Raw genomic sequence first — 19,979 nt, forward strand, 5'->3', positions numbered from 1 at the left:
ATCCCGTTAGGGGCTGTCTCACGAATGCCTGACCGGGTTCCGACAGTCCGCTGCAAGGAGAGAACGACATGGCTAAAGTTATTGGTATTGACTTGGGAACGACCAACTCCTGCGTCGCCGTCATGGACGGAAAAGATGCGAAGGTCATCGAAAATGCCGAGGGCGCGCGCACGACCCCCTCGATGGTGGCATTCAGCGAAGACGGCGAACGTCTCGTTGGTCAGCCGGCCAAGCGCCAGGCGGTCACCAACCCGGAAAACACGCTTTTTGCGATCAAGCGCCTGATCGGCCGGACCTTCCAGGATCCGACCACGCAAAAAGACAAGGACATGGTGCCTTACAAGATCACCAAGGCCGACAATGGCGACGCCTGGGTCGAAGCGCACGGCACGAACTACTCGCCGTCGCAGATCTCCGCCATGATCCTTCAGAAGATGAAGGAAACCGCAGAGTCCTACCTCGGTGAAAAGGTCGAAAAGGCCGTCATCACCGTTCCGGCCTACTTCAACGACGCTCAGCGCCAGGCAACCAAGGATGCCGGCAAGATCGCCGGTCTCGAAGTGCTGCGCATCATCAACGAGCCGACTGCCGCGGCCCTTGCCTACGGCCTCGACAAAAAGGACGGCAAGACGATTGCCGTTTATGACCTTGGCGGCGGCACCTTCGATATCTCGGTTCTCGAAATCGGCGATGGCGTCTTCGAAGTGAAGTCGACCAACGGCGACACTTTCCTCGGCGGCGAAGACTTCGACATGCGTCTGGTCCAGTACCTCGCTGGCGAGTTCAAGAAGGAACAGGGCATCGACCTGAAGAACGACAAGCTCGCCCTTCAGCGCCTCAAGGAAGCCGCTGAAAAGGCCAAGATCGAGCTGTCCTCATCGCAGCAGACCGAAATCAACCTGCCGTTCATCACGGCAGACGCTTCCGGTCCGAAGCACCTGACGATGAAGCTGACCCGCGCCAAGTTCGAAGCGCTTGTCGATGACCTGATCCAGCGCACCGTCGCGCCTTGCAAGGCAGCCCTCAAGGATGCCGGCGTTTCGGCTGCCGAGATCGACGAAGTCGTTCTCGTCGGCGGCATGAGCCGCATGCCGAAGGTCCAGGAAACCGTGAAGCAGCTGTTCGGCAAGGAGCCGCACAAGGGCGTGAACCCGGATGAAGTCGTGGCCATGGGTGCTGCGATCCAGGCCGGCGTTCTGCAGGGCGACGTCAAGGACGTTCTGCTGCTCGACGTGACCCCGCTGTCGCTCGGCATCGAGACGCTCGGTGGCGTCTTCACCCGCCTGATCGAACGCAACACGACGATCCCGACCAAGAAGTCGCAGACCTTCTCGACCGCCGACGACAACCAGTCGGCCGTGACGATCCGCGTCTCCCAGGGCGAGCGCGAAATGGCAGCCGACAACAAGCTGCTTGGCCAGTTCGACCTCGTCGGCATTCCGCCGGCACCGCGCGGCATGCCGCAGATCGAAGTCACCTTCGACATCGACGCCAACGGCATCGTCCAGGTCTCGGCCAAGGACAAGGGCACGGGCAAGGAACACCAGATCCGCATCCAGGCATCCGGTGGCCTGTCCGACGCCGACATCGAGAAGATGGTCAAGGACGCAGAAGCCAACGCCGAAACCGACAAGAAGCGCCGCGAAGGCGTGGAAGCGAAGAACCAGGCGGAAAGCCTGATCCATTCTTCGGAAAAGTCGCTGAAGGACTATGGCGACAAGGTAACGGAAACCGACCGCAACGCGATCTCCGACGCCATTGCCGCGCTGAAGACCGCTGTCGAGGCTTCCGAGCCGGATGCTGAAGACATCAAGGCCAAGACCAACACGCTGATGGAAGTGTCCATGAAGCTCGGTCAGGCGATCTACGAGGCCCAGCAGACGGACGCCGCCCACGCGGATGCCGCCGCTGACGCCGCCCGCGACGGCGATGTCGTCGATGCGGATTACGAAGAAGTCAACGACGAAGACGACCGCAAGCGTTCGGCCTAAGTCGCTCTCTCCTAGAGACGGAAAAGCCCGGGTTCGCCCCGGGCTTTTTTGTTGCCCTTTATCCTGCAGAAGCCTGCGCCAGACGCCGCCATTCGGGGGCCGGGACTTGCTGGCCGAGGCAGGCGAAACCGCCGCCACAGGGCAAGCTCGCCAACGAGAGCACCGCTGAAAGGGGCCAGCGGGACGCAAGACCGGCAGAAACGTCATTTTTCCGACAAAAAACCGCATCTGCAGCTCGATGGGCTATGGTATCGCGCTTCAAGGTTTACTAAATCCTGTGGCAAGGTAACCAGGCAGCCGCCGGGCCCCCGCGCTGGCACGCCTTGTCAACAGGACAATCTTTGAAGAATGAAACGTGATCTTTACGAAACGCTTGGCGTTGCCAAGACCGCGGATGAGAAGGAGCTGAAGAGCGCCTTCCGCAAACTGGCGATGAAGTATCATCCGGACAAGAACCCCGGCGACGCCGCCTCGGAAAAGACCTTCAAGGAAATCAACGAAGCCTACGAGACGCTCAAGGACCCGCAGAAGCGCGCGGCCTATGATCGCTACGGCCACGCGGCCTTCGAGCAGGGCGGCATGGGCAATGGCTTTGGCGGCGGTGCCGGTGGCGCCGGCGGGTTCTCCGACATCTTCGAAGACATCTTCGGCGAGATGATGGGTGGCGGACGCCAGCGGCGCTCATCGGGAGGCCGCGAGCGCGGCGCCGATCTGCGCTACAACATGGAAATCTCGCTGGAAGAAGCCTATTCCGGCAAGACCGCACAGATCCGGGTGCCGACCTCGATCACCTGCGACGTCTGCACCGGGTCCGGCGCCAAGCCCGGCACCAGCCCGAAGACCTGCGGCACCTGTCAGGGCTCCGGCCGCGTACGCGCCGCCCAGGGCTTCTTCTCGATCGAACGCACCTGCCCGACCTGCGGCGGCCGCGGCCAGACGATCACCGATCCCTGTACCAAGTGCCACGGCCATGGCCGCGTCACCGAAGAGCGCACGCTCTCCGTCAACATCCCGGCCGGTATCGAAGACGGCACCCGCATTCGCCTCTCCGGCGAAGGGGAAGCGGGCGTGCGCGGCGGACCGGCGGGCGATCTCTACATCTTCCTCTCGGTCAAGCCGCATGAGTTCTACCAGCGCGATGGTGCCGATCTCTATTGCAGCGTGCCGATCTCGATGACGACGGCCGCACTCGGCGGCAAGTTCGACGTCACCACGCTCGACGGCACCAAGTCGCGCGTGACCGTGCCGGAAGGCACCCAGGCCGGCAAACAGTTCCGCCTGAAGGGCAAGGGCATGCCGGTGCTGCGCTCCAGCCAGACCGGCGATCTCTACATCCAGATGCAGATCGAAACCCCGCAGAAGCTGACCAAGCGCCAGCGCGAACTGCTGCAGGAGTTCGAGCAGATCTCGTCGAAGGACAACAATCCGGAATCCGCCGGCTTCTTTGCCCGGATGAAGGACTTCTTCGACACGCTGAGCGACTGACGCTCAGCGTCTGCCACCAGGATCACGTCATGGCCGCAAGCTGCCACAGCCCGGCCATGACGATCAGGGTACCGGCGATACGCGAAAGCATGCGGCCGCCGGGCACGACCTTTTCAGCAAGCACGAAAATGGCGATCAGCGCGATCCACAGGACGTTCATCACCCCGCCGATGAACAAAAGCGCCATCAGCGCCCAGCAACAGCCGACACAATAAAAGCCGTGCAGCAGACCGAGCCGGCAAGCGCCGCCGGCATCGCGGCGAAAGCCGCCATGGTTCTGGATGAACAGGAACGGTGCCTGACACTGCCTCAGGCAGGCATCCTTCAGCGGCGTCCATTGATACAGCCCGACCGAAATCAGGATGACCGCACTTAGAATACGGCTGGCGCTCGCCAGCATCGGCGTCAGCAGCAATGCTTCCTCCAGCAGCCATTGCCCTGATGTTGCCAGGGCCGCAAACAGCACCCAGGCCGAGAGATAACCGCCGGCAAAGAAGCCGGTGGCGGCAAACGGCTTATCGTCAAGCGCGGCCTGCCGCCCGACGCGGGCATAGAGCAGGATCATCGGCGTCGCCGAGGGCATCATCATGCCGATCATCATCACCGCCCACATGACGAAGGCATAGGCGAAGGTTGCAGCGCTCCACGGGCGGACGGCAACGTCGGTCATCGACGCCATGGCCCCCGGCGACATGTCCATCTCGCCCCCCGTACCCATATCCATGGCAATGCCGCCACTCAGAGCATCGCCTGAGGCGGGCATGATCGCCGTGGCACCCATGCTGGCTGCCAGCCAGAGGATATAGAGCCAGGTAATCCCGGTCAGTGCCAACAGCGAGATCGCGACGATCACCCGGTCGCGCCTCAGAAACGTTTCGAGCGCGGTGTCGGCCATGGGCGTCAGTGCACCACGCCGCTTTCAGTCAGATGCATGCTGGCGAAATGGGCGTGCGAATCCGGGATGGACAAGGCCAGCGGCCCCTTGGTATCGGCCCATCCGCGCCCGACCTCGCAGATATCGTATTCAAAGCCCTGCGGCAGGTTGATGCGCGCGTGATGCGGGCTTCCGGTCACCGGGTTCAGGATCGGCTCGCCACGCGCCACGATCCAGCCGGGCACATTCAGCCGTGCTGTGCGGGCACTGACATCGACGTCGAAGTCGATATCGGCAAAGACCGGGTCGTGGAAGGTTTCGAAAGTGGTGGCGAACACCTGGAAGAAGGTGGCTCCCGGCTCGGTATCCTGGCCGCTCATGATGCGCAGCAGAGACTCGCGCTGCGTCGGCGTGGCGCGGATGTCGACGATCGGCACGACCTGACCCCGGCCCTCGTGAATCGCGCCGGGCCAGGCTGCGATTATACCGCATTTCAACCCGTCGAGCCGCGTTTCGCCGTGATGGCCGCTCTCGATCTCGAACCCGCCGACGGCGCAGCAATTGCCGTAGGCCGGCAGTGCATTGAACTGGCAGGGGCAGCCATAGGCGCAATTGCAGTGAATGAATTCACGACCCTTTATCGTCCATTTGACACTCGACATCGTCTCCTCCCGGATCTGATCGGTGTGGGCTCTGTTTCATTCTCTTCGAATGCACGGCGATTTATTAGAATGAAAAAATATACTCTTCTCGGCGACCGATGCCAACGCCGGAGGCGGCGCGCGGCTGGGGCCGGACTTCGCCGCCGCCCGGCGCCGAACGGCGGGCGGCGGCATCAAGCAACGATCAGAGCGTGGCCATGCCACCGTCGATGATCAACTCGGCACCGACGGTAAAGGCGGCCTCGTCGGAGGCGAGAAAAACGATCGCCTTGGCGATCTCGCTTGCGTCGCCGAAGCGGCCGAGCGGGATCTGCGCGGCGATCGACGCCACGATCTCCTTGTTCTCCGCCGGCGTCGCGCCGTGACCGTCATGCAGCGGCGTCCTGATCGGTCCGGGACTCACGGCATTGACGCGAATGCCGCGACCGATCAACTCACCCGAGAGCGTCTTGGCCAGAGACAGCAAGGCGGCCTTGCTCAGCGCATAGACGCTGGAGGTCGGCATGCCGATATGGGCGTTGATCGAGGTGTTGAGCACGATCGAAGCGGGCTTCGAAAAGATCGGCAGCAGCGCCTGGATCAGGAAGAACGGCCCCTTGACGTTGATGTCGAGCGAGCGGTCAAAGCTGGCTTCGTCCCAGTTTTCGATCGGTTGCAGCTTGGCGATACCGGCATTGACGAAAAGAATGTCGAGCTTGCCGAAGGCGGCTTTCACCTGCTCTGCAACAGCGGCCTGGCTGGCGGCATTGCCGGCATCGGCCTCGATGATGAGGACGTCTTCGCCGAGCACCCTGCGCGCCTCGGCAATGTTCTTCGGGCTTGTGCCGGTCACGGCGACCCGTGCGCCCTCGGCGATGAACTGGCGCGCCGTCTCCAGGCCGATGCCGCTGGTGCCGCCGGTGATGAGCGCAGTCTTGTTCTGCAAACGTGACATGATGGACTTCCTTTTGTTGCGTTGGGTTGGGACCGGTCTTCTTTCCATCGACCGCCGTCCTTCGATGCCGATAGTTATGGCCGAAGATTGCCGTTCGGATTAGTCTGCCAATGATGGAACTCGAATTCGGGAAAACCGAACGATGCTGAAGATCGAAGGAATTGCAGCCTTTGTTACCGTCGCTGAAGCCGGTTCGATCAGCGAGGCGGCGCGCCGGCTCAGGTTGTCGAAATCCGTGATCAGTGAAAGGGTGGCGGAGCTGGAGCGCAGCCTGAACGCAACGCTCCTGCATCGCACCACCCGCAAGCTGACGCTAACCGAAGACGGCATTGCCTTTCGCGAGCGCGCCATACGGATCGTCAGCGAGGTGCAGGCCGCCGCCAGCGATCTGGCCGAGCGTCGCGGCACGCTGACCGGGCCGCTGCGCATCGCCGCCCCCGTCAGCTTCGGGCATCTGCACCTCGGCCCGGCGCTCTATCCCTTTCTGGCGGCGCATCCCGAAATCGAACTGACGCTCGATCTCGATGATCGCCGGGTCGATGTCGCTTCGGAAGGTTATGACGCGATCGTGCGCCATGGGGTCATCGCCGATTCACGGCTGATCGTGTGGAAACTTGCCAGCAGCCGGCGCCTGCTGGTCGCCTCGCCCGACTACCTGCGCCGCCACGGCACGCCGGCCTCGCTTGCCGAACTCAACGATCACCGTGGCATCTTCTACACCAACCGCGGCGCCTCCGACTGGCGGTTCGAGGGGCCGACTGGCTCGACCGTCATCCGCGCCCGCATGGCGCTGAGGATCAACAATGGCGACATGATCCACGATGCCGCCGTCGCCGGGCTTGGCATCGCGCTGCTGCCAGCCTTCATCTGCGGCCCCGCCGTGCGCGACGGCAGGCTTTGCGAGATCGATGTCGGTTTTCGCCCGGAACCGGAGTTCATCTACATGGCCCATCCCGAGGGTCGGCGGCCCTCGGCGAAACTCAGGGCAATCGCCGAGCATCTGAAGCTGGCCTTTGGCGATCCCCCGCATTGGGATCCTTGAATCGACGAGGTTTCCGCCGCGACAGCGTTGTCGCCGCCTCGCAGTTCGCGGTGTCTCGACCGCGCCTTGACCAAACATTGACGATCTAGGGTTGCTATTCACCGAACGCGCATTGCAACCGAAAATGGGATGCTTATCTCCCCTCCATGCGACACATCCTCCTCAGCTGGATCACACTCATGACGCTCGGCACCACCGCCCAGGCAGAACCTCTCTCTGCGACCTATGACGAAATCCTGGAAATCCTGACAGAGCGTATCGACGAACAGAAACAGTCGGTCGGCATCGTCGTCGGCATAACCGATGCCGGCGCACAACGCGTCGTCGCGCACGGCTGCCTGGCGAAGAACGACCCGCGCCCTGTCGATGGCAATACCGTGTTCGAGATCGGCTCGGTGACCAAGGCCTTCACCGCACTCGCGCTTGCCGACATGGTCGAACGCGGTGATCTCAGGCTCGATGCGCCGGTTTCGCAACTGCTTCCGAAAAGCGTGGTCATAAAGCAGGCAGACGCTGGCAAACCGATCACGCTTAGACATCTGGCGACGCATATGTCCGGCCTGCCACGATTGCCGGACAATCTGATACCGGCCGACGATAGCGACCCTTATGCCGATTATGACGTCGCCAAGCTTTACGCCTTCCTTTCCAGCCACCAGCCAATCCGGCAACCCAACGATGAGCACGAGTATTCCAACCTCGGCTATGGCCTGCTTGGCCATGGGCTCGCATTGCAGTCCGGCCTGTCCTACGAGGCGCTGGTCAGGGAGCGCATCGCGATCCCACTCGGCATGGCCGATACCGCGATCACCTCGCGTCCGGAATGGCAGGGGCGGCGAGCGACCGGACACGATGCGGGCCTGCAGTCGACCAGCGACTGGGACCTCGGAGCGCTGCAGGGGGCAGGCGCGCTGCGCTCGACCACCAATGATCTGCTCGTCTTCCTGCAGGCGGCTATGGGCAGGAAGCCCTCCCCTCTGGCGCCTGCCTTCGCCACGATGCTCGCGACGCGACTGCCGCTTGGTGACGGTGGGGCAGAACAGGCGCTCGGCTGGGTGATCTCCGGTTCCGGTGAACGGCAGATCGTCTGGCACAATGGCGGTACCGGCGGCTACCGATCGTTCGTCGGCTTCCGTCCGTCGACTGGCGTCGGCGTGGTGGTCCTGTCGAACACCGCAACGGAAGCCGGTGTCGACGATATCGGCGTGCATCTGCTCGACAGGGAGAAGCCACTTCTACCCGCGCCGGTTCAGCGCGTCGCCATCACGCTCGACCCGACGGCATACGATGCCTATGTCGGCACCTATCGGCTGGCGCCCGATTTCGATCTGACGGTTTTTCGCGACGGTAACAGGCTATTTGCACAGGCAACGGGTCAGGGACGCATCGAAATTTTCCCGGAGGCGGAGCATCGGTTCTTTGCCAAAGTGGTCGACGCGCAGATCAGCTTCGAAGCACCCGCCGGCGCGAGATCCACGCGGCTGACACTGCATCAAAATGGACGGGATAGCCCTGCGCCGCGCGTCGGCGATTGATACGCATCGACTTCAAACGAAAGCCGCCCCCGGCAATATGCCGGAGGCGGATCGGATCACAGAAACAGGTCGACGGCGAAGTAGGTGAGCGCCGAGATCGCCGCAGCGGCCGGCATGGTCACGAACCAGGCGATGACGATGTTGCCGGCAAGGCCCCAGCGCACCGCAGATACGCGCTTGGCAGCCCCCACGCCGATGATGGCACCGGTGATGGTGTGGGTGGTGGAGACGGGAATACCGAGCCAGGTGGCGGCAAACAGCGTGATGGCGCCACCGGTTTCGGCGCAGAAGCCCTGCATCGGGTTGAGCTTGGTAATCTTCGAGCCCATCGTGTGCACGATGCGCCAGCCGCCAAACAGCGTGCCGAGCGCGATAGCCGCCTGGCAGGTGATCACCACCCAGAACGGCACGTAGAACTCTGAACCGAGATAGCCCTGCGAGAACAGGAGCACGGCGATGATGCCCATGGTCTTCTGCGCGTCGTTGCCGCCATGGCCGAGCGAGTAGAGCGAGGCCGAGATGAACTGCATCACCCGGAACTTGCGGTCGACCGCAAATGGCGTCTGGCGCACGAATATCCAGGAAACGATGAGGATCAACATCAGCGCCAGGAAGAAGCCGATCATCGGCGACATGAAGATGGCGCCAACGGTCTTGAGAAGACCGGTCCAGACGATGGCGTCGCCGCCGGTGCGGGCCAGGCCGGCGCCGACGAGACCACCGATCAGCGCATGCGACGAGCTCGACGGGATGCCAAAGATCCAGGTCGCAATGTTCCAGAAGATCGCGCCCATCAGCGCCGCGAAGATCACCAGCGGCGTGACGATGCTGGGATCGATGATGCCCTTCCCGAGCGTCTCGGCCACATGCAGCCCGAAGAACAGGAAAGCGATGAAATTGAAGAACGCCGCCCACATGACGGCGTATTGCGGCCTGAGCACCCGGGTCGAAACGATCGTCGCGATCGAGTTGGCGGCGTCATGCAGCCCGTTGAGAAAGTCGAAGAACAACGCGATCGCGATCAGCGCGACCAGCAGCGGCAGGGCGAGCGTCGCGTCCATCAGACGTTCTCGATCACGATGCCGCTGATCTCGTTGGCGACATCCTCGAAGCGGTCGACGACCTTCTCGAGCTCGCCATAGATCTCGCTGCCGATGATGTAAGCCATCGCATTGTTGGCGCCGTGCCGGCGAAAGAGATCCTTCAGGCCCTGGTCATGCAACTCGTCGGACCGGCCTTCGATGCGCGTGATCTCTTCGGCAATGGCAATGAGCCGGCCGTGGTTGACGCCGATGCGATCGAGCAACGGAATGGCCTCGGCAATCAGGTGCGCCGCCTGGACGACGATGGTGCCCATTTCCTGCATGCCCGGATCGAAGGTCTTCTGTTCGAACAGCCGGATGGTCTTGACCGTCTTGTGCATCATGTCGATGGCATCGTCCATCGACTGGATGAGATCCTTGATGTCGCCGCGATCGAACGGCGTGATGAAGGAGCGACGGACGGCGAGAAGCACGTCGCGGGTGATGTTATCAGCCTCGTCTTCAAGCGCGACGATGCGGTCGCAGTGCTTTTCAAGGTCGTTACCGCCGGCCAGAAGCTTTTCGAGCGCTTCGGCGGCACCGACGACGGTGCGCGAATGGTGGGCGAAGAGATCAAAGAAGCGGTCTTCGCGGGGAAGGAGTTTGCGGAACCAAGCCAGCATCACACATATATCCGTTCGTGGATTGTCATGCGGCTGTCATATTGTACGCAAGCCATCAAGAAAAGCGCTGAAACGCAGGGATCGTAAGGCTTTCCCCGCCGTTATCGCGCATTTTTGCCTGGAATGGCTGAGGCCGCCTTTCGTCTTGCCTTGGCGGGCGCTTTCGTCCTACTGCATGGTTTCTTAAATCGGCATCGGTTTAGGCCAAGAATTACGCAGCGCGTTTAAAGTGTTTCAGCGTCCATGCGCGTCCTTTCCGACGCGCAGTTACGGGCGCCGACGTCGAATCCGGACCCGAAATGCCACAGAAGGTCTTCCTCAATCGCCTGAAGCTGAGCGAGTTCCGCAATTATGCGGCGCTGTCGCTGACGCTCGACCAGCGGCACATCGTGCTGACGGGCGAGAACGGCGCCGGAAAAACCAACCTGATGGAAGCGGTGTCGTTCCTGTCGCCCGGTCGCGGGCTCAGGCGTGCGGCATATGCCGATGTCGCCCGCGTCGGCGCCAGCGACGGCTTCTCGGTCTTTGCCGAAGTGGTGGGCATGGAAGGCCCGGTCGAGATCGGCACCGGCACGGCTGGGACCAGTGAGGGGCAATCGCGACGGCTGCGGCTGAACGGCACCACGGCCAGTGCAGTCGACGAACTGACCGATCATCTGCGGGTGCTGTGGCTGACGCCGGCAATGGACGGGCTCTTTACCGGGCCATCGGCCGATCGACGCCGCTTCCTTGACCGGCTGGTGCTTTCGCTCGACCCGGAACACGGCCGGCGCGCCAGCGAATTTGACCGCGCCATGCGCAGCCGCAACCGGCTCCTCAGCGAATTTCGCCCGGATCCTGCCTGGCTGACCGCCATCGAAAAGGAAATGGCCGGGCTCGGCGTGTCGATGGCCCTGGCGCGGCAGGAAATGCTGGGACTGCTGACGGCACTGGTCGAACGAAACACCGGCGACAGTGTCTTTCCGTCCGCTCGTCTGGCGCTCTCTGGTTTCTTCGACAATGAGGGCCACAGGCCGGCCTTCGACCTTGAAGAACAATATCTGACCATGCTGCGCGAAGGCCGGCCGCGCGATGCAGCCGCCGGCCGGACGCTGGACGGACCGCACCGCAGCGACCTGTTGATCCGTCACCGCGAAAAGGACATGGAGGCCGAGCGCTGCTCGACCGGCGAACAGAAGGCACTGCTCGTCGGCCTGGTGCTTGCCCATGCGCGCCTGGTCGGCGACATGACCGGCCACGCCCCCATACTGCTGCTCGACGAGATCGCCGCGCATCTCGACATGGGCCGCCGCGCCGCCCTTTTCGATCTCGTCGACGGGCTGGGCGGTCAGGCCTTCATGACCGGGACGGACCGTGCGATGTTCGACGCGCTCGGCGAGCGCGGCCGGTTCCTGACCGTGGAGCATGGGAACGTTTCGGGATGATGGAGCCGATCATGGAAAGTGTCCGTTCATGACCAACACCAGCCTCAACCCATCGGAAATCGCCCGTTATGCGCGCCACATCATCCTTCCGGAACTGGGCGGTGCGGGACAGCAGAAGCTGAAGGCCACGCGCGTCCTCGTCATCGGTGCTGGCGGCCTCGGCGCTCCCGTGCTGCAGTACCTGGCCGCCGCCGGCATCGGCACGCTCGGCATCGTCGACGACGACGTGGTGTCGCTGTCGAACCTGCAGCGGCAGGTGATCCACCAAACTGCGGATATCGGCCAGGCAAAGGTCGACAGTGCCGAGGCGGCAATCGGCGCACTCAATCCGCATGTGACAGTCGAAACGCATGCGTTTCGCCTCGCCGCCGACAACGCCGAAACGCTGTTTCGCCAATATGATCTGGTGGTCGACGGCTCGGACAATTTCGACACGCGCTATCTCGCCGCCGATACGGCGGCCGCCATCGGCATACCGCTCGTCACCGGCGCAGTCGGCCGTTTCGATGGGTCGCTCACCGTGTTGATGCCCTATCGCACGGGCAAAGATGGCGAGCCGAACCCATCCTACCGCGATCTCTTTCCCGAGAAGCCGCCTGCGGGCGTTGTGCCCTCCTGCGCCGAGGCCGGAATCATCGGTGCCCTCACCGGCGTCATCGGAACATTGCAGGCTATGGAAGCCATCAAGGTCATCGCCGGCATCGGCAAGCCGCTGGTCGGCCGGCTGTTGATGTATGATGCGCTGTCGGCGCAGTTCAGCACCATCCGTTATCGCAGGCGCAAGACCGTCAAGGCGGACTGATGCACATCATCCGGATAGACGCGGCCTTCAATCGCTACGAAGAATTGCTGGCCCTGATTCTCAACGCCTTTGCCTATATGGATGGGCGCATCGACCCGCCGTCCTCGGCCCATGCGCTGACGATCGAAGGCTTGAAGCAGAAGGCTTCGGCAGAAATCGGCTTGATCGCCCTCGATGGACCCGCATTGGCCGGCTGCATCTTCTGCAAGCCGGAGATCGACTGCCTCTATATCGGCAAGCTTGCGGTCGCTGAGGGCTATCGGGGCAAAGGCGTTGGGCGGCTGTTGCTTGCAGGCGCCGAAGACACGGCACGCAATCGCAACCTATCCGCCCTGAGACTGCAGACGCGGATCGAACTCACCGAAAACCACAGGACGTTTGCGGCCTGGGGCTTCGTCGAAACCGGCAGGACGGCGCATCCGGGCTTTACCCGACCCACCACAATCGAGATGCGCAAGACGCTTTGATCCGTCGCTGATCAATCGCGCCCAGGCAGCACCCGGTCCGGTGGCCGATGGCCGTCGAAGAAGGTGCGGATGTTGATCACCACCTTGTCGCCCATGTCGATGCGGCCTTCGAGCGTCGCCGAACTCATATGCGGCAGCAGCACCACCTTGCCTTCGCCTGCAAGCTTGATGAGCTTGGGATTGACCGCAGGCTCGTTCTCGAAGACGTCGAGGCCGGCGCCGGCGATCTTGCCTTCGCGCAGGCACTTGATCAGCGCGGTCTCGTCGATGATGCCGCCGCGGGCGGTGTTGACGATATAGCTTTCCGGGCGCATCAGCGCCAGGCGACGGGCCGAGAGCAGGTGATAGGTGGCCGGAGTCGAGGGGCAATTGACCGAGACGATGTCGACGCGGGCCAGCATCTGGTCGAGGCTGTCCCAATAGGTCGCTTCCAGCATTTCCTCGGTCTCGACCTTGACCCGGTGACGGTTGTGATAGTGGATCGACAGGCCGAAGGCCTTGGCGCGGCGCGCGACTGCGGTGCCGATCCGGCCCATGCCGACGATGCCGATGCGCTTGCCGGCAATGCGGCGGCCGAGCATCCAGGTCGGCGACCAGCCGGCCCATTCGCCCTTGCGATCGGTCAGGATCTGCGCACCTTCGGCAAGGCGGCGCGGAACGGCGAGAATCAGCGCCATCGCCATGTCGGCGGTATCCTCGGTCAGGACGTTCGGCGTATTGGTGACGGTGATGCCCTTGCGGGCGGCAGCATCGACATCGATGTTGTCGACACCGTTGGAGAAGCTCGCGATCAGCTTCAGTTGCGGTCCGGCCTGCTCGATCAGCGCCGCATCGATACGGTCGGTCACGGTCGGCACAAGCACGTCGGCGCGCTTTACCGCCGCCACAAGCTCCGGCTGACTGCGCGGCGTATCGTCGATGTTGAGCTCGGCGTCGAACAGCTCGCGCATGCGGGTTTCGACGATATCCGGCAGTTTCCGGGTGATGTAGACCTTGGGCTTCTTCTTGCTTGTCATTGCTGCGATGGGCCTCGTTGACGGGTCCTTAACCAAGTTGGGTGATACTTTCTCCCTGTAGCCGCAATTTCTACCAGACCCGGTCGGGAAGACAAACAAAACTCGCTGCGTCGTCCCCGCGATTTACGCCCCAGCCAAGCGCCCTGGGTGAACTGCGCCTGCAAGTTGCCACGGAAAATGAGCTTCGTCATGCGTCACGTCATTTCCAAACTCTCGTTCGCGTTGATCGCCGCCCTCATCGGCGCGGTCATCACGGCTTCGGGCGCCCATGCCCAGGCCGCCAAGGGAGCCAGCGGGTTGCCGCTGCCGCGATTCGTCAGCCTCAAGGCCAAGAGCGTCAATCTGCGCATCGGCCCAAGCGTCGACTATGCGGTGGCGTTCCGTTACCTCAGACCAGGCGTACCGGTGGAAATCATCCAGGAATACGACAACTGGCGCCGCATCCGCGATGCCGACGGTACCGAAGGCTGGGTGAACCAGGCGCTTCTGTCGGGCGACCGCACCGCCGTCACCGCACCATGGATGCGCGGCAAGGGTGAAGGCGTGTTCGTCAACCTGCGCCGCGAACCACAGAGCACGGCGTCGATCGTCGCGCGCATGGAGCCTGGTGTCGTCATCCGTGTGGGTGAATGCAACGGCGACTGGTGCCACATCGAGACCCAGGGCGTCGACGGCTGGATCGTCCAGAGCGAGATCTGGGGCGCCTATCCGGGCGAAGCCTTCAAGTAAAGGCTCGCCTCTTTCGACAGGGTTGAAAAGGTTACGGCATGATTCCTCAGATCGGGTTCGATTTAAGGAATCATGCCGTAAGTCTTGAAGCGCGATAGCGCCCTTGGCGCGTCAAGTTTGGCGCGCGCTGTAGCTCGCCTCAGGCGAGCTCGGCCTGTTTGGCGGCCGCCGCAAGCGAGACCATCGGCCGCGGGCCGATCTGGCCGATGACGATACCGGCTGCGAGATTGCCGAGCTTGCTGCAATCCTCGAGCGACCGACCGGTCGTATATCCGTGGAGAAAGCCGGCCGCGTAAAGATCGCCGGCACCTGTTGTGTCGACGACCTGCGCAAGCGGCGTCGCACCGACGCGCACGCGTTCTGCGCCGCGCACGACGACGGAGCCTTCCTCGCTCAAGGTGACGGCTGCGAGCTTGCAATCCTTCGACAGCTTTTCCAGCGCCAGATCGAAGTCCTCGGTCTCGTAAAGTGCGAGCGCTTCCTGCTTGTTGGCAAAAACGATATCGACCGTGCCGGAGCGCATCAGCTCGAGAAACTCGTCGCGGTAGCGATGGACGCAGAAACTGTCCGACAGCGTCATGGCGGTTTCGCGACCGTTTGCATGGGCGATCTTGGCGGCCTCGCGGATGGCATCCTTGGCGCGCGGCGGATCCCAGAGGTAGCCTTCGAAGTAAGTGACCTTGGCTTCGGCGACGACGTCGGCTTCCACGTCCTCCGGGCCGAGCTCGACGCAGGCGCCGAGATAGGTGTTCATCGAGCGCTCACCGTCCTCGGTGACGAAGATCATCGAGCGCGCTGTCGGAGGCACGGTTTCGAGCGGCTTTGTCTGGAAATAGACGCCCTGGGCGCGAATGTCGTGGGCAAAGATCTCGCCGAGCTGGTCGTTGGTCGTCTTGCCGAAATAGGCAGCGCGTCCGCCAAGGCTGGCGACGCCGGCCGCGGTGTTGCCGGCGCTGCCGCCGGAGGCTTCGACGGCAGGGCCCATGCGCGAGTACAACAGCTCCGCCCGGTCGGCATCGATGAGGTTCATCGCGCCCTTGATGATGCCGTTTTCGCTCAGAAAGCCGTCATCGCAGCGCGCAATGATATCCACGATCGCATTGCCGATCGTCAGCACGTCGTATTTTGTCATGAACTCCGTCCAAGTTTCCCTAATGGCCGGTGTTCGTTAATAGCGGTTTTCCAGCCATTTGGAAGACAAAACACGCGCTTGCCGCGATCATTCCGCCGGAAGCGCGCTTGCGTCATACGCGGCAGCAAACTCGGCACTCGGTGGGATCGGTTTGATGACGTCGATCAGGACGCCGTTGGGATCGGCGGTGATGAAATGGCGCTGGCCGAAATCCTCGTCGCAAATCGCCTTCAAGATCGGCAGGCCGGCTGCCTGGCAATCGGCATAGACCGCATCGGGATCCTCGACCTCGAAGTTGAGGAGCAGTCCGCGGACGGGTGCGCGACCCTCTTCCGGGATCGTTTCATGGCGATAATCGAGAACAGCCAAGTTGACCGTCTCGGATTCGGTCGACTGCAGATGGACGTACCAATCGCTGGTAAACAGCGCCTGGAAGCGAAAATTGGTGACGTAGAAGTCCGCGGTTGTCGCAACGTCCGACGTCATGATGACAGGATAGTAGCTCGTCGATTTCATGGCTTTTCCTCGGGTTCGCATTATCATACAATCTGCATGTATTTATCGAATTAACATACAGGCTGAATGTATGCAAACGGAATCGCCCCGCCGCTCCAACCGCGAGCGCTCCGACACGACCCGCGGCGCCATACTCGATGCGGCCCATGGTCTCTTCGTCGAGCGAGGATATGCGGAGACATCAACGCCCGACATCGTGGCAGCCGCCGGCATGACGCGTGGGGCGCTCTACCATCATTTCGTGGATAAGAAGGCGCTCTTTCGCGCTGTTGCCGAGCGGGAGGCCGGTGCGGTAGCGGCAAGGATCGAGAGGGCGACCATCGATGACCTGACGCCGCGCGAGGCGCTGATAACAGGCGCAAGAGCGTTCTTTGACGCCATGGCAGAACCAGGCCGGATCCGCATTCTGCTCCTCGACGGCCCGGCCGTGCTCGGCACCCGCGAAATGGCTGCAATCGATGCGGCCAATGCCCAGAGGACGCTGGAAGACGGTCTGGCGGAAGCAATGGCCCCGAAGGTCGTTGACCGGGACGCATTGGCTGCAACAGCAACACTCCTGTCGGCGGCTTTTGATCGTGCGGCATTGGAGATTGCCGAAGGCGCTCCGACGAACCTCTACGTTGAAGCGATCAGCCACCTGATCGACGGACTGATTTCCGCCTGAACCCGCCTAGGGCCGATGGCGCACTCAGTCACACGGAGCAGATCAGCCAGCCACCGGAAGAACCTGTTGCGGCAACTCGACGAGCGGTGCCGGGATATCGCAGGTCTTTTCCGGTGACTTGCAGATATCGGCAATAACGCAGCGCTCGCATTCCGGTTTGCGCGCCTTGCAGCAATAGCGGCCATGCAGGATCAGCCAGTGGTGCGCGTGGTAGAGATATTCGTCGGGAATGATGCGCGAGAGCTTTGCCTCGACCTCGTCCGGGGTCTTGCCCGGCGCCAGACAGAGCCGGTTGGCGATGCGCAGGATGTGGGTGTCGACGGCGATAGTCGCCTGGCCGAAGGCCATGGATAGCACGACATTGGCGGTCTTTCGTCCCACGCCCGGCAACGTCACCAGTTCTTCGCGCGTGTGCGGCACCTCGCCGCCGAAATCGGTGATCAGCTTTTCGCTGAGCGCGATGACGTTCCTCGCCTTGTTGCGGAAAAGCCCGATGGTCTTGATGTGATCGCGGACCTTTTCCTCACCGAGCGCCAGCATCTTTTCCGGCGTGTCGGCAATGGCGAAGAGCGCGCGCGTCGCCCGGTTGACGCCGGCGTCCGTCGCCTGCGCCGACAGGGCGACGGCCACCACCAGAGTGAAAGGATTGACGTGCTCCAGCTCCCCCTTCGGCTCCGGCCGCTGGATCGAAAAGCGCCGGAAAATCTCGGAGATTTCCTCACGGCTGTAGAGGCCCGTCGTTCGCGGAGTGCGGCGGCTCGACGGCGGCTTCTTTTTCGCAGGTTTGCCCGGCAATTTTGGCTTCACGTTTTTCATGATGCATCTATAGTCAATGGTCATGACTGATGGCAACGACGAGAAGTTTGCCGGCGAAGAGCCGGTGTTCAGCGCCGAACTGACCCCTTACCGTTCGCTCGGCTTCAAGGGGTTCAAGGTGTTTTTCCTGATCGCCGGGCTGCTCAGCCTGGTGCATGCGGTCGTGTTCATGGTGATCGGCGCCTGGCCGATCGTGTTCTTCTTCGGGCTGGATTTCGCGCTTCTGTTTGGCGCTTTCTGGCTGAACTACCGCTCGGCGCGTGCTCGCGAAGAAGTGCGCGTTTCACGCACCGACGTTTCGGTGCGCAAGTTCGCGCCATCGGGCCGGATGACCGAGCATCGCTTCAATCCGTTCTGGGCGCGCTTCAAGATTGCGCGACACCAGGAGATCGGCATCGTCTCGATGAGTGTCAGTGACGGCGGCAACCGGACGGACATCGGGTCCTTCCTCAACCGCGACGACCGTGAAACCTTCGCCACAGCGTTTTCCGGGGCGCTTGCCACCGTGCGTCGCCGCTGACGCAGCGCCAACAAGTTTCGGGTGGCAACGGCACTGCCAGCATGATTACCTGTGTCAAGACAGGAGATGACCGATGAACATAGCGACAACCCTCCCCGCCGACATCACGCCTGATGGCACCGATTACGACACGGTGAGAAATGTGATCGAGATGCTCACCGAAGAGTATCGCGAACAGCCTTCGCTCGACGCAATCGCCCGCAGGCTCAAACAATCGCCGACGCAATTGCAGAAGGTCTTTACCCGTTGGGCCGGGCTGTCGCCGAAGGCTTTCCTGCAGGCAGTCACCCTCGACCACGCCAAGCGGCTGTTGCGCCAGGAAGACATGCCGCTGTTGGAGACCAGCATCGAGGTCGGGCTATCCGGCCCGAGCCGGCTGCACGATCTCTTCGTGACCCATGAAGCGATGTCGCCGGGCGAGTGGAAGGCGCGCGGCGCCGGCCTGACCATCCGTTATGGCTACCACCCCTCGCCCTTTGGCACGGCGCTGGTGATGATCACCGACCGCGGCCTGGCCGGCCTTGCCTTTGCCGATGGCGGCGGTGAGCAGGAGAGTTTCGAGGACATGGCGCATCGCTGGCCGAACGCCGCTTACGTCGAGGACAGTGCGGCGACGGCGCAATATGCCGCCCGCATTTTCGACCCGGAACGCTGGTGCTCCGACCAGCCGTTGCGCATCTTCCTGATCGGCACTGACTTCCAGATCCGGGTCTGGCAGGCGCTGTTGAAGATCCCGCTCGGGCGCGCCACCACCTATTCGACCATCGCCGGCGAGATCGGTCAGCCGACCGCCTCACGCGCAGTCGGAGCGGCTGTCGGCGCCAACCCGATCTCCTTCGTCGTTCCCTGCCACCGGGCGGTCGGCAAGAGCGGCGCTCTCACCGGCTATCACTGGGGATTGACGCGCAAGCGCGCGATCCTCGGATGGGAAGCAGGCAAAGCCTGAAAACGAAAAAGGGGCGACAGGCGCCCCTTTCATTTGTCATCGCAGGCGCGGCTTAGTGCGCGGCCGACATATCGCCCAGCACTTCCTTGGAAGCAACCGTCGAATTGGCGTTGAGCATGTAGACCATCGGAACGCCAGTCGCGAGATTGAGCTTCAAAATTTCTTCCTTGGTCAAACGGTCGAGAACCATGACCAGCGAACGCAGCGAGTTGCCGTGCGCGGCGACGAGAACCTTCTCGCCGGCCAGCACGCGCGGCAGAATTTCCGTCAGGTAATAGGGCCATACGCGGGCGCCGGTGTCGCGCAGGCTTTCGCCGCCCGGCGGCGGAATGTCGTAGGAACGGCGCCAGATATGCACCTGCTCTTCGCCCCATTTTTCGCGCGCATCATCCTTGTTGAGACCGGAGAGATCGCCATAGTCGCGCTCGTTCAGCGCTTGATCGCGGATCGTTTCCAGCGACGGCTGGCCGACGGCATCGAGCACGAACTGGCACGTGCGCTGGGCGCGGATCAGCGATGAGGTGAAGGCGATGTCGAACTTGATGCCGTAGTCGGCAAGCGCCTGGCCGCCGGCCTTGGCTTCCTCGACGCCAAGCTCAGTCAGGTCAGGATCACGCCAGCCGGTGAACAGGTTCTTCAGGTTCCAGTCGCTTTGGCCATGCCGGACGAGGACGAGGGTGCCGCTCATATGATTTCCCCTTGAGATGATAGAGATGGTG

21 protein-coding genes are annotated in these 19,979 nt (G+C 62.5%); 11 read left to right on the forward strand and 10 right to left on the reverse strand.

Translation table 11 applies throughout. The features are described from left to right. The first annotated feature begins 68 nt into the window (after positions 1 to 68). Together dnaK and dnaJ are read left to right on the forward strand one after the other, a co-directional pair. Entirely contained in the window at positions 69 to 1,991 is a 1,923-nt protein-coding gene (dnaK, locus tag BLJAPNOD_RS02525) for a molecular chaperone DnaK (protein ID WP_115418798.1), read from the forward strand. Positions 1,992 to 2,339: 348 nt separating this feature from the next. Then, a complete protein-coding gene (gene dnaJ, locus BLJAPNOD_RS02530; RefSeq protein ID WP_077499455.1) occupies positions 2,340 to 3,476 on the forward strand; it encodes a molecular chaperone DnaJ in 1,137 nt (378 codons plus the stop codon). Between the two features lie 22 nt (positions 3,477 to 3,498). On the opposite strand, the gene BLJAPNOD_RS02535 is transcribed toward dnaJ, so the two are convergent. The 3 genes from BLJAPNOD_RS02535 to BLJAPNOD_RS02545 form a co-directional block, all read right to left on the reverse strand. Then, positions 3,499 to 4,371, reverse strand: coding sequence for a DUF2182 domain-containing protein (locus BLJAPNOD_RS02535; protein WP_115418799.1), 873 nt, complete (start codon positions 4,369 to 4,371; stop codon positions 3,499 to 3,501). Between the two features lie 5 nt (positions 4,372 to 4,376). Further along, complete coding sequence (locus BLJAPNOD_RS02540; protein WP_115418800.1) at positions 4,377 to 5,012, reverse strand: DUF1326 domain-containing protein; 636 nt, start codon at positions 5,010 to 5,012, stop codon at positions 4,377 to 4,379. A 184-nt stretch (positions 5,013 to 5,196) separates the two neighbouring features. After that, on the reverse strand, positions 5,197 to 5,946 hold the full coding sequence (locus BLJAPNOD_RS02545) for an SDR family oxidoreductase (RefSeq protein WP_077499461.1): 750 nt from the start codon (positions 5,944 to 5,946) through the stop codon (positions 5,197 to 5,199). A 142-nt stretch (positions 5,947 to 6,088) separates the two neighbouring features. Between BLJAPNOD_RS02545 and BLJAPNOD_RS02550 the strand changes: the two genes are divergently transcribed. Together BLJAPNOD_RS02550 and BLJAPNOD_RS02555 are read left to right on the forward strand one after the other, a co-directional pair. Then, positions 6,089 to 6,988, forward strand: a complete 900-nt coding sequence (locus BLJAPNOD_RS02550) for a LysR family transcriptional regulator (protein WP_077499463.1) — start codon at positions 6,089 to 6,091, stop codon at positions 6,986 to 6,988. Between the two features lie 179 nt (positions 6,989 to 7,167). Then, the gene (locus BLJAPNOD_RS02555; RefSeq protein ID WP_115421101.1) at positions 7,168 to 8,523 is read left to right on the forward strand and encodes a serine hydrolase; all 1,356 of its coding nucleotides are present in this window, start codon (positions 7,168 to 7,170) and stop codon (positions 8,521 to 8,523) included. Between the two features lie 56 nt (positions 8,524 to 8,579). Here BLJAPNOD_RS02555 and BLJAPNOD_RS02560 read toward each other — a convergent pair whose 3' ends face one another. Together BLJAPNOD_RS02560 and BLJAPNOD_RS02565 are read right to left on the reverse strand one after the other, a co-directional pair. After that, a complete protein-coding gene (locus tag BLJAPNOD_RS02560) occupies positions 8,580 to 9,584 on the reverse strand; it encodes an inorganic phosphate transporter (RefSeq protein WP_115418801.1) in 1,005 nt (334 codons plus the stop codon). Next, entirely contained in the window at positions 9,584 to 10,228 is a 645-nt protein-coding gene (locus BLJAPNOD_RS02565) for a DUF47 family protein (protein ID WP_077499469.1), read from the reverse strand. Before BLJAPNOD_RS02565 ends, BLJAPNOD_RS02560 begins: the two co-directional genes overlap by 1 nt. Before the next feature lie 299 nt (positions 10,229 to 10,527). Between BLJAPNOD_RS02565 and recF the strand changes: the two genes are divergently transcribed. Genes recF through BLJAPNOD_RS02580 form a run of 3 tightly spaced genes read left to right on the forward strand, consistent with a single transcriptional unit; the run spans position 10,528 to position 12,921 of the window. Then, a complete protein-coding gene (recF, locus tag BLJAPNOD_RS02570) occupies positions 10,528 to 11,652 on the forward strand; it encodes a DNA replication/repair protein RecF (RefSeq protein ID WP_115418802.1) in 1,125 nt (374 codons plus the stop codon). Between the two features lie 28 nt (positions 11,653 to 11,680). Continuing rightward, positions 11,681 to 12,454, forward strand: a complete 774-nt coding sequence (locus tag BLJAPNOD_RS02575; RefSeq protein ID WP_115418803.1) for a molybdopterin-synthase adenylyltransferase MoeB — start codon at positions 11,681 to 11,683, stop codon at positions 12,452 to 12,454. Beyond that, positions 12,454 to 12,921, forward strand: coding sequence for a GNAT family N-acetyltransferase (locus BLJAPNOD_RS02580; RefSeq protein WP_115418804.1), 468 nt, complete (start codon positions 12,454 to 12,456; stop codon positions 12,919 to 12,921). The genes BLJAPNOD_RS02575 and BLJAPNOD_RS02580 overlap by 1 nt, the downstream gene beginning before the upstream one ends. An 11-nt stretch (positions 12,922 to 12,932) precedes the next feature. Here the strand turns inward: BLJAPNOD_RS02580 and BLJAPNOD_RS02585 are convergent, their stop codons facing one another. Then, positions 12,933 to 13,937: a D-glycerate dehydrogenase gene (locus BLJAPNOD_RS02585; RefSeq protein WP_077499477.1), complete on the reverse strand. Its 1,005-nt coding sequence runs from the start codon at positions 13,935 to 13,937 to the stop codon at positions 12,933 to 12,935. Between the two features lie 177 nt (positions 13,938 to 14,114). Here BLJAPNOD_RS02585 and BLJAPNOD_RS02590 point away from each other — a divergent pair, with 177 nt between their 5' ends. Beyond that, positions 14,115 to 14,666 (forward strand): SH3 domain-containing protein, encoded by a 552-nt coding sequence (locus BLJAPNOD_RS02590; RefSeq protein WP_115418805.1) that lies wholly within the window; start codon positions 14,115 to 14,117, stop codon positions 14,664 to 14,666. Between the two features lie 139 nt (positions 14,667 to 14,805). Here the strand turns inward: BLJAPNOD_RS02590 and BLJAPNOD_RS02595 are convergent, their stop codons facing one another. Together BLJAPNOD_RS02595 and BLJAPNOD_RS02600 are read right to left on the reverse strand one after the other, a co-directional pair. Next, positions 14,806 to 15,798, reverse strand: a complete 993-nt coding sequence (locus BLJAPNOD_RS02595; protein WP_115418806.1) for an adenosine kinase — start codon at positions 15,796 to 15,798, stop codon at positions 14,806 to 14,808. Positions 15,799 to 15,885: 87 nt separating this feature from the next. Further along, positions 15,886 to 16,314: a VOC family protein gene (locus BLJAPNOD_RS02600; protein ID WP_115418807.1), complete on the reverse strand. Its 429-nt coding sequence runs from the start codon at positions 16,312 to 16,314 to the stop codon at positions 15,886 to 15,888. A 70-nt stretch (positions 16,315 to 16,384) separates the two neighbouring features. On the opposite strand from BLJAPNOD_RS02600, the gene BLJAPNOD_RS02605 reads away from it, so the two are divergent. Next, positions 16,385 to 16,978, forward strand: coding sequence for a TetR/AcrR family transcriptional regulator (locus BLJAPNOD_RS02605; protein ID WP_115418808.1), 594 nt, complete (start codon positions 16,385 to 16,387; stop codon positions 16,976 to 16,978). Positions 16,979 to 17,020: 42 nt separating this feature from the next. Here the strand turns inward: BLJAPNOD_RS02605 and nth are convergent, their stop codons facing one another. After that, positions 17,021 to 17,794, reverse strand: coding sequence for an endonuclease III (nth, locus tag BLJAPNOD_RS02610; RefSeq protein WP_077499571.1), 774 nt, complete (start codon positions 17,792 to 17,794; stop codon positions 17,021 to 17,023). Between the two features lie 22 nt (positions 17,795 to 17,816). On the opposite strand from nth, the gene BLJAPNOD_RS02615 reads away from it, so the two are divergent. Both BLJAPNOD_RS02615 and BLJAPNOD_RS02620 read left to right on the forward strand, forming a co-directional pair. Then, on the forward strand, positions 17,817 to 18,314 hold the full coding sequence (locus tag BLJAPNOD_RS02615; RefSeq protein ID WP_115418809.1) for a DUF2244 domain-containing protein: 498 nt from the start codon (positions 17,817 to 17,819) through the stop codon (positions 18,312 to 18,314). A gap of 73 nt (positions 18,315 to 18,387) precedes the next feature. Further along, positions 18,388 to 19,260 (forward strand): bifunctional helix-turn-helix domain-containing protein/methylated-DNA--[protein]-cysteine S-methyltransferase, encoded by an 873-nt coding sequence (locus BLJAPNOD_RS02620; protein WP_077499489.1) that lies wholly within the window; start codon positions 18,388 to 18,390, stop codon positions 19,258 to 19,260. A gap of 52 nt (positions 19,261 to 19,312) precedes the next feature. Here BLJAPNOD_RS02620 and BLJAPNOD_RS02625 read toward each other — a convergent pair whose 3' ends face one another. Continuing rightward, on the reverse strand, positions 19,313 to 19,948 hold the full coding sequence (locus BLJAPNOD_RS02625; RefSeq protein WP_077499491.1) for a 2,3-bisphosphoglycerate-dependent phosphoglycerate mutase: 636 nt from the start codon (positions 19,946 to 19,948) through the stop codon (positions 19,313 to 19,315). Positions 19,949 to 19,979: the final 31 nt, after the last annotated feature.

It is taken from the genome of Ensifer sp. M14 (genome assembly GCF_003355565.1).
GTDB lineage: Bacteria > Pseudomonadota > Alphaproteobacteria > Rhizobiales > Rhizobiaceae > Ensifer.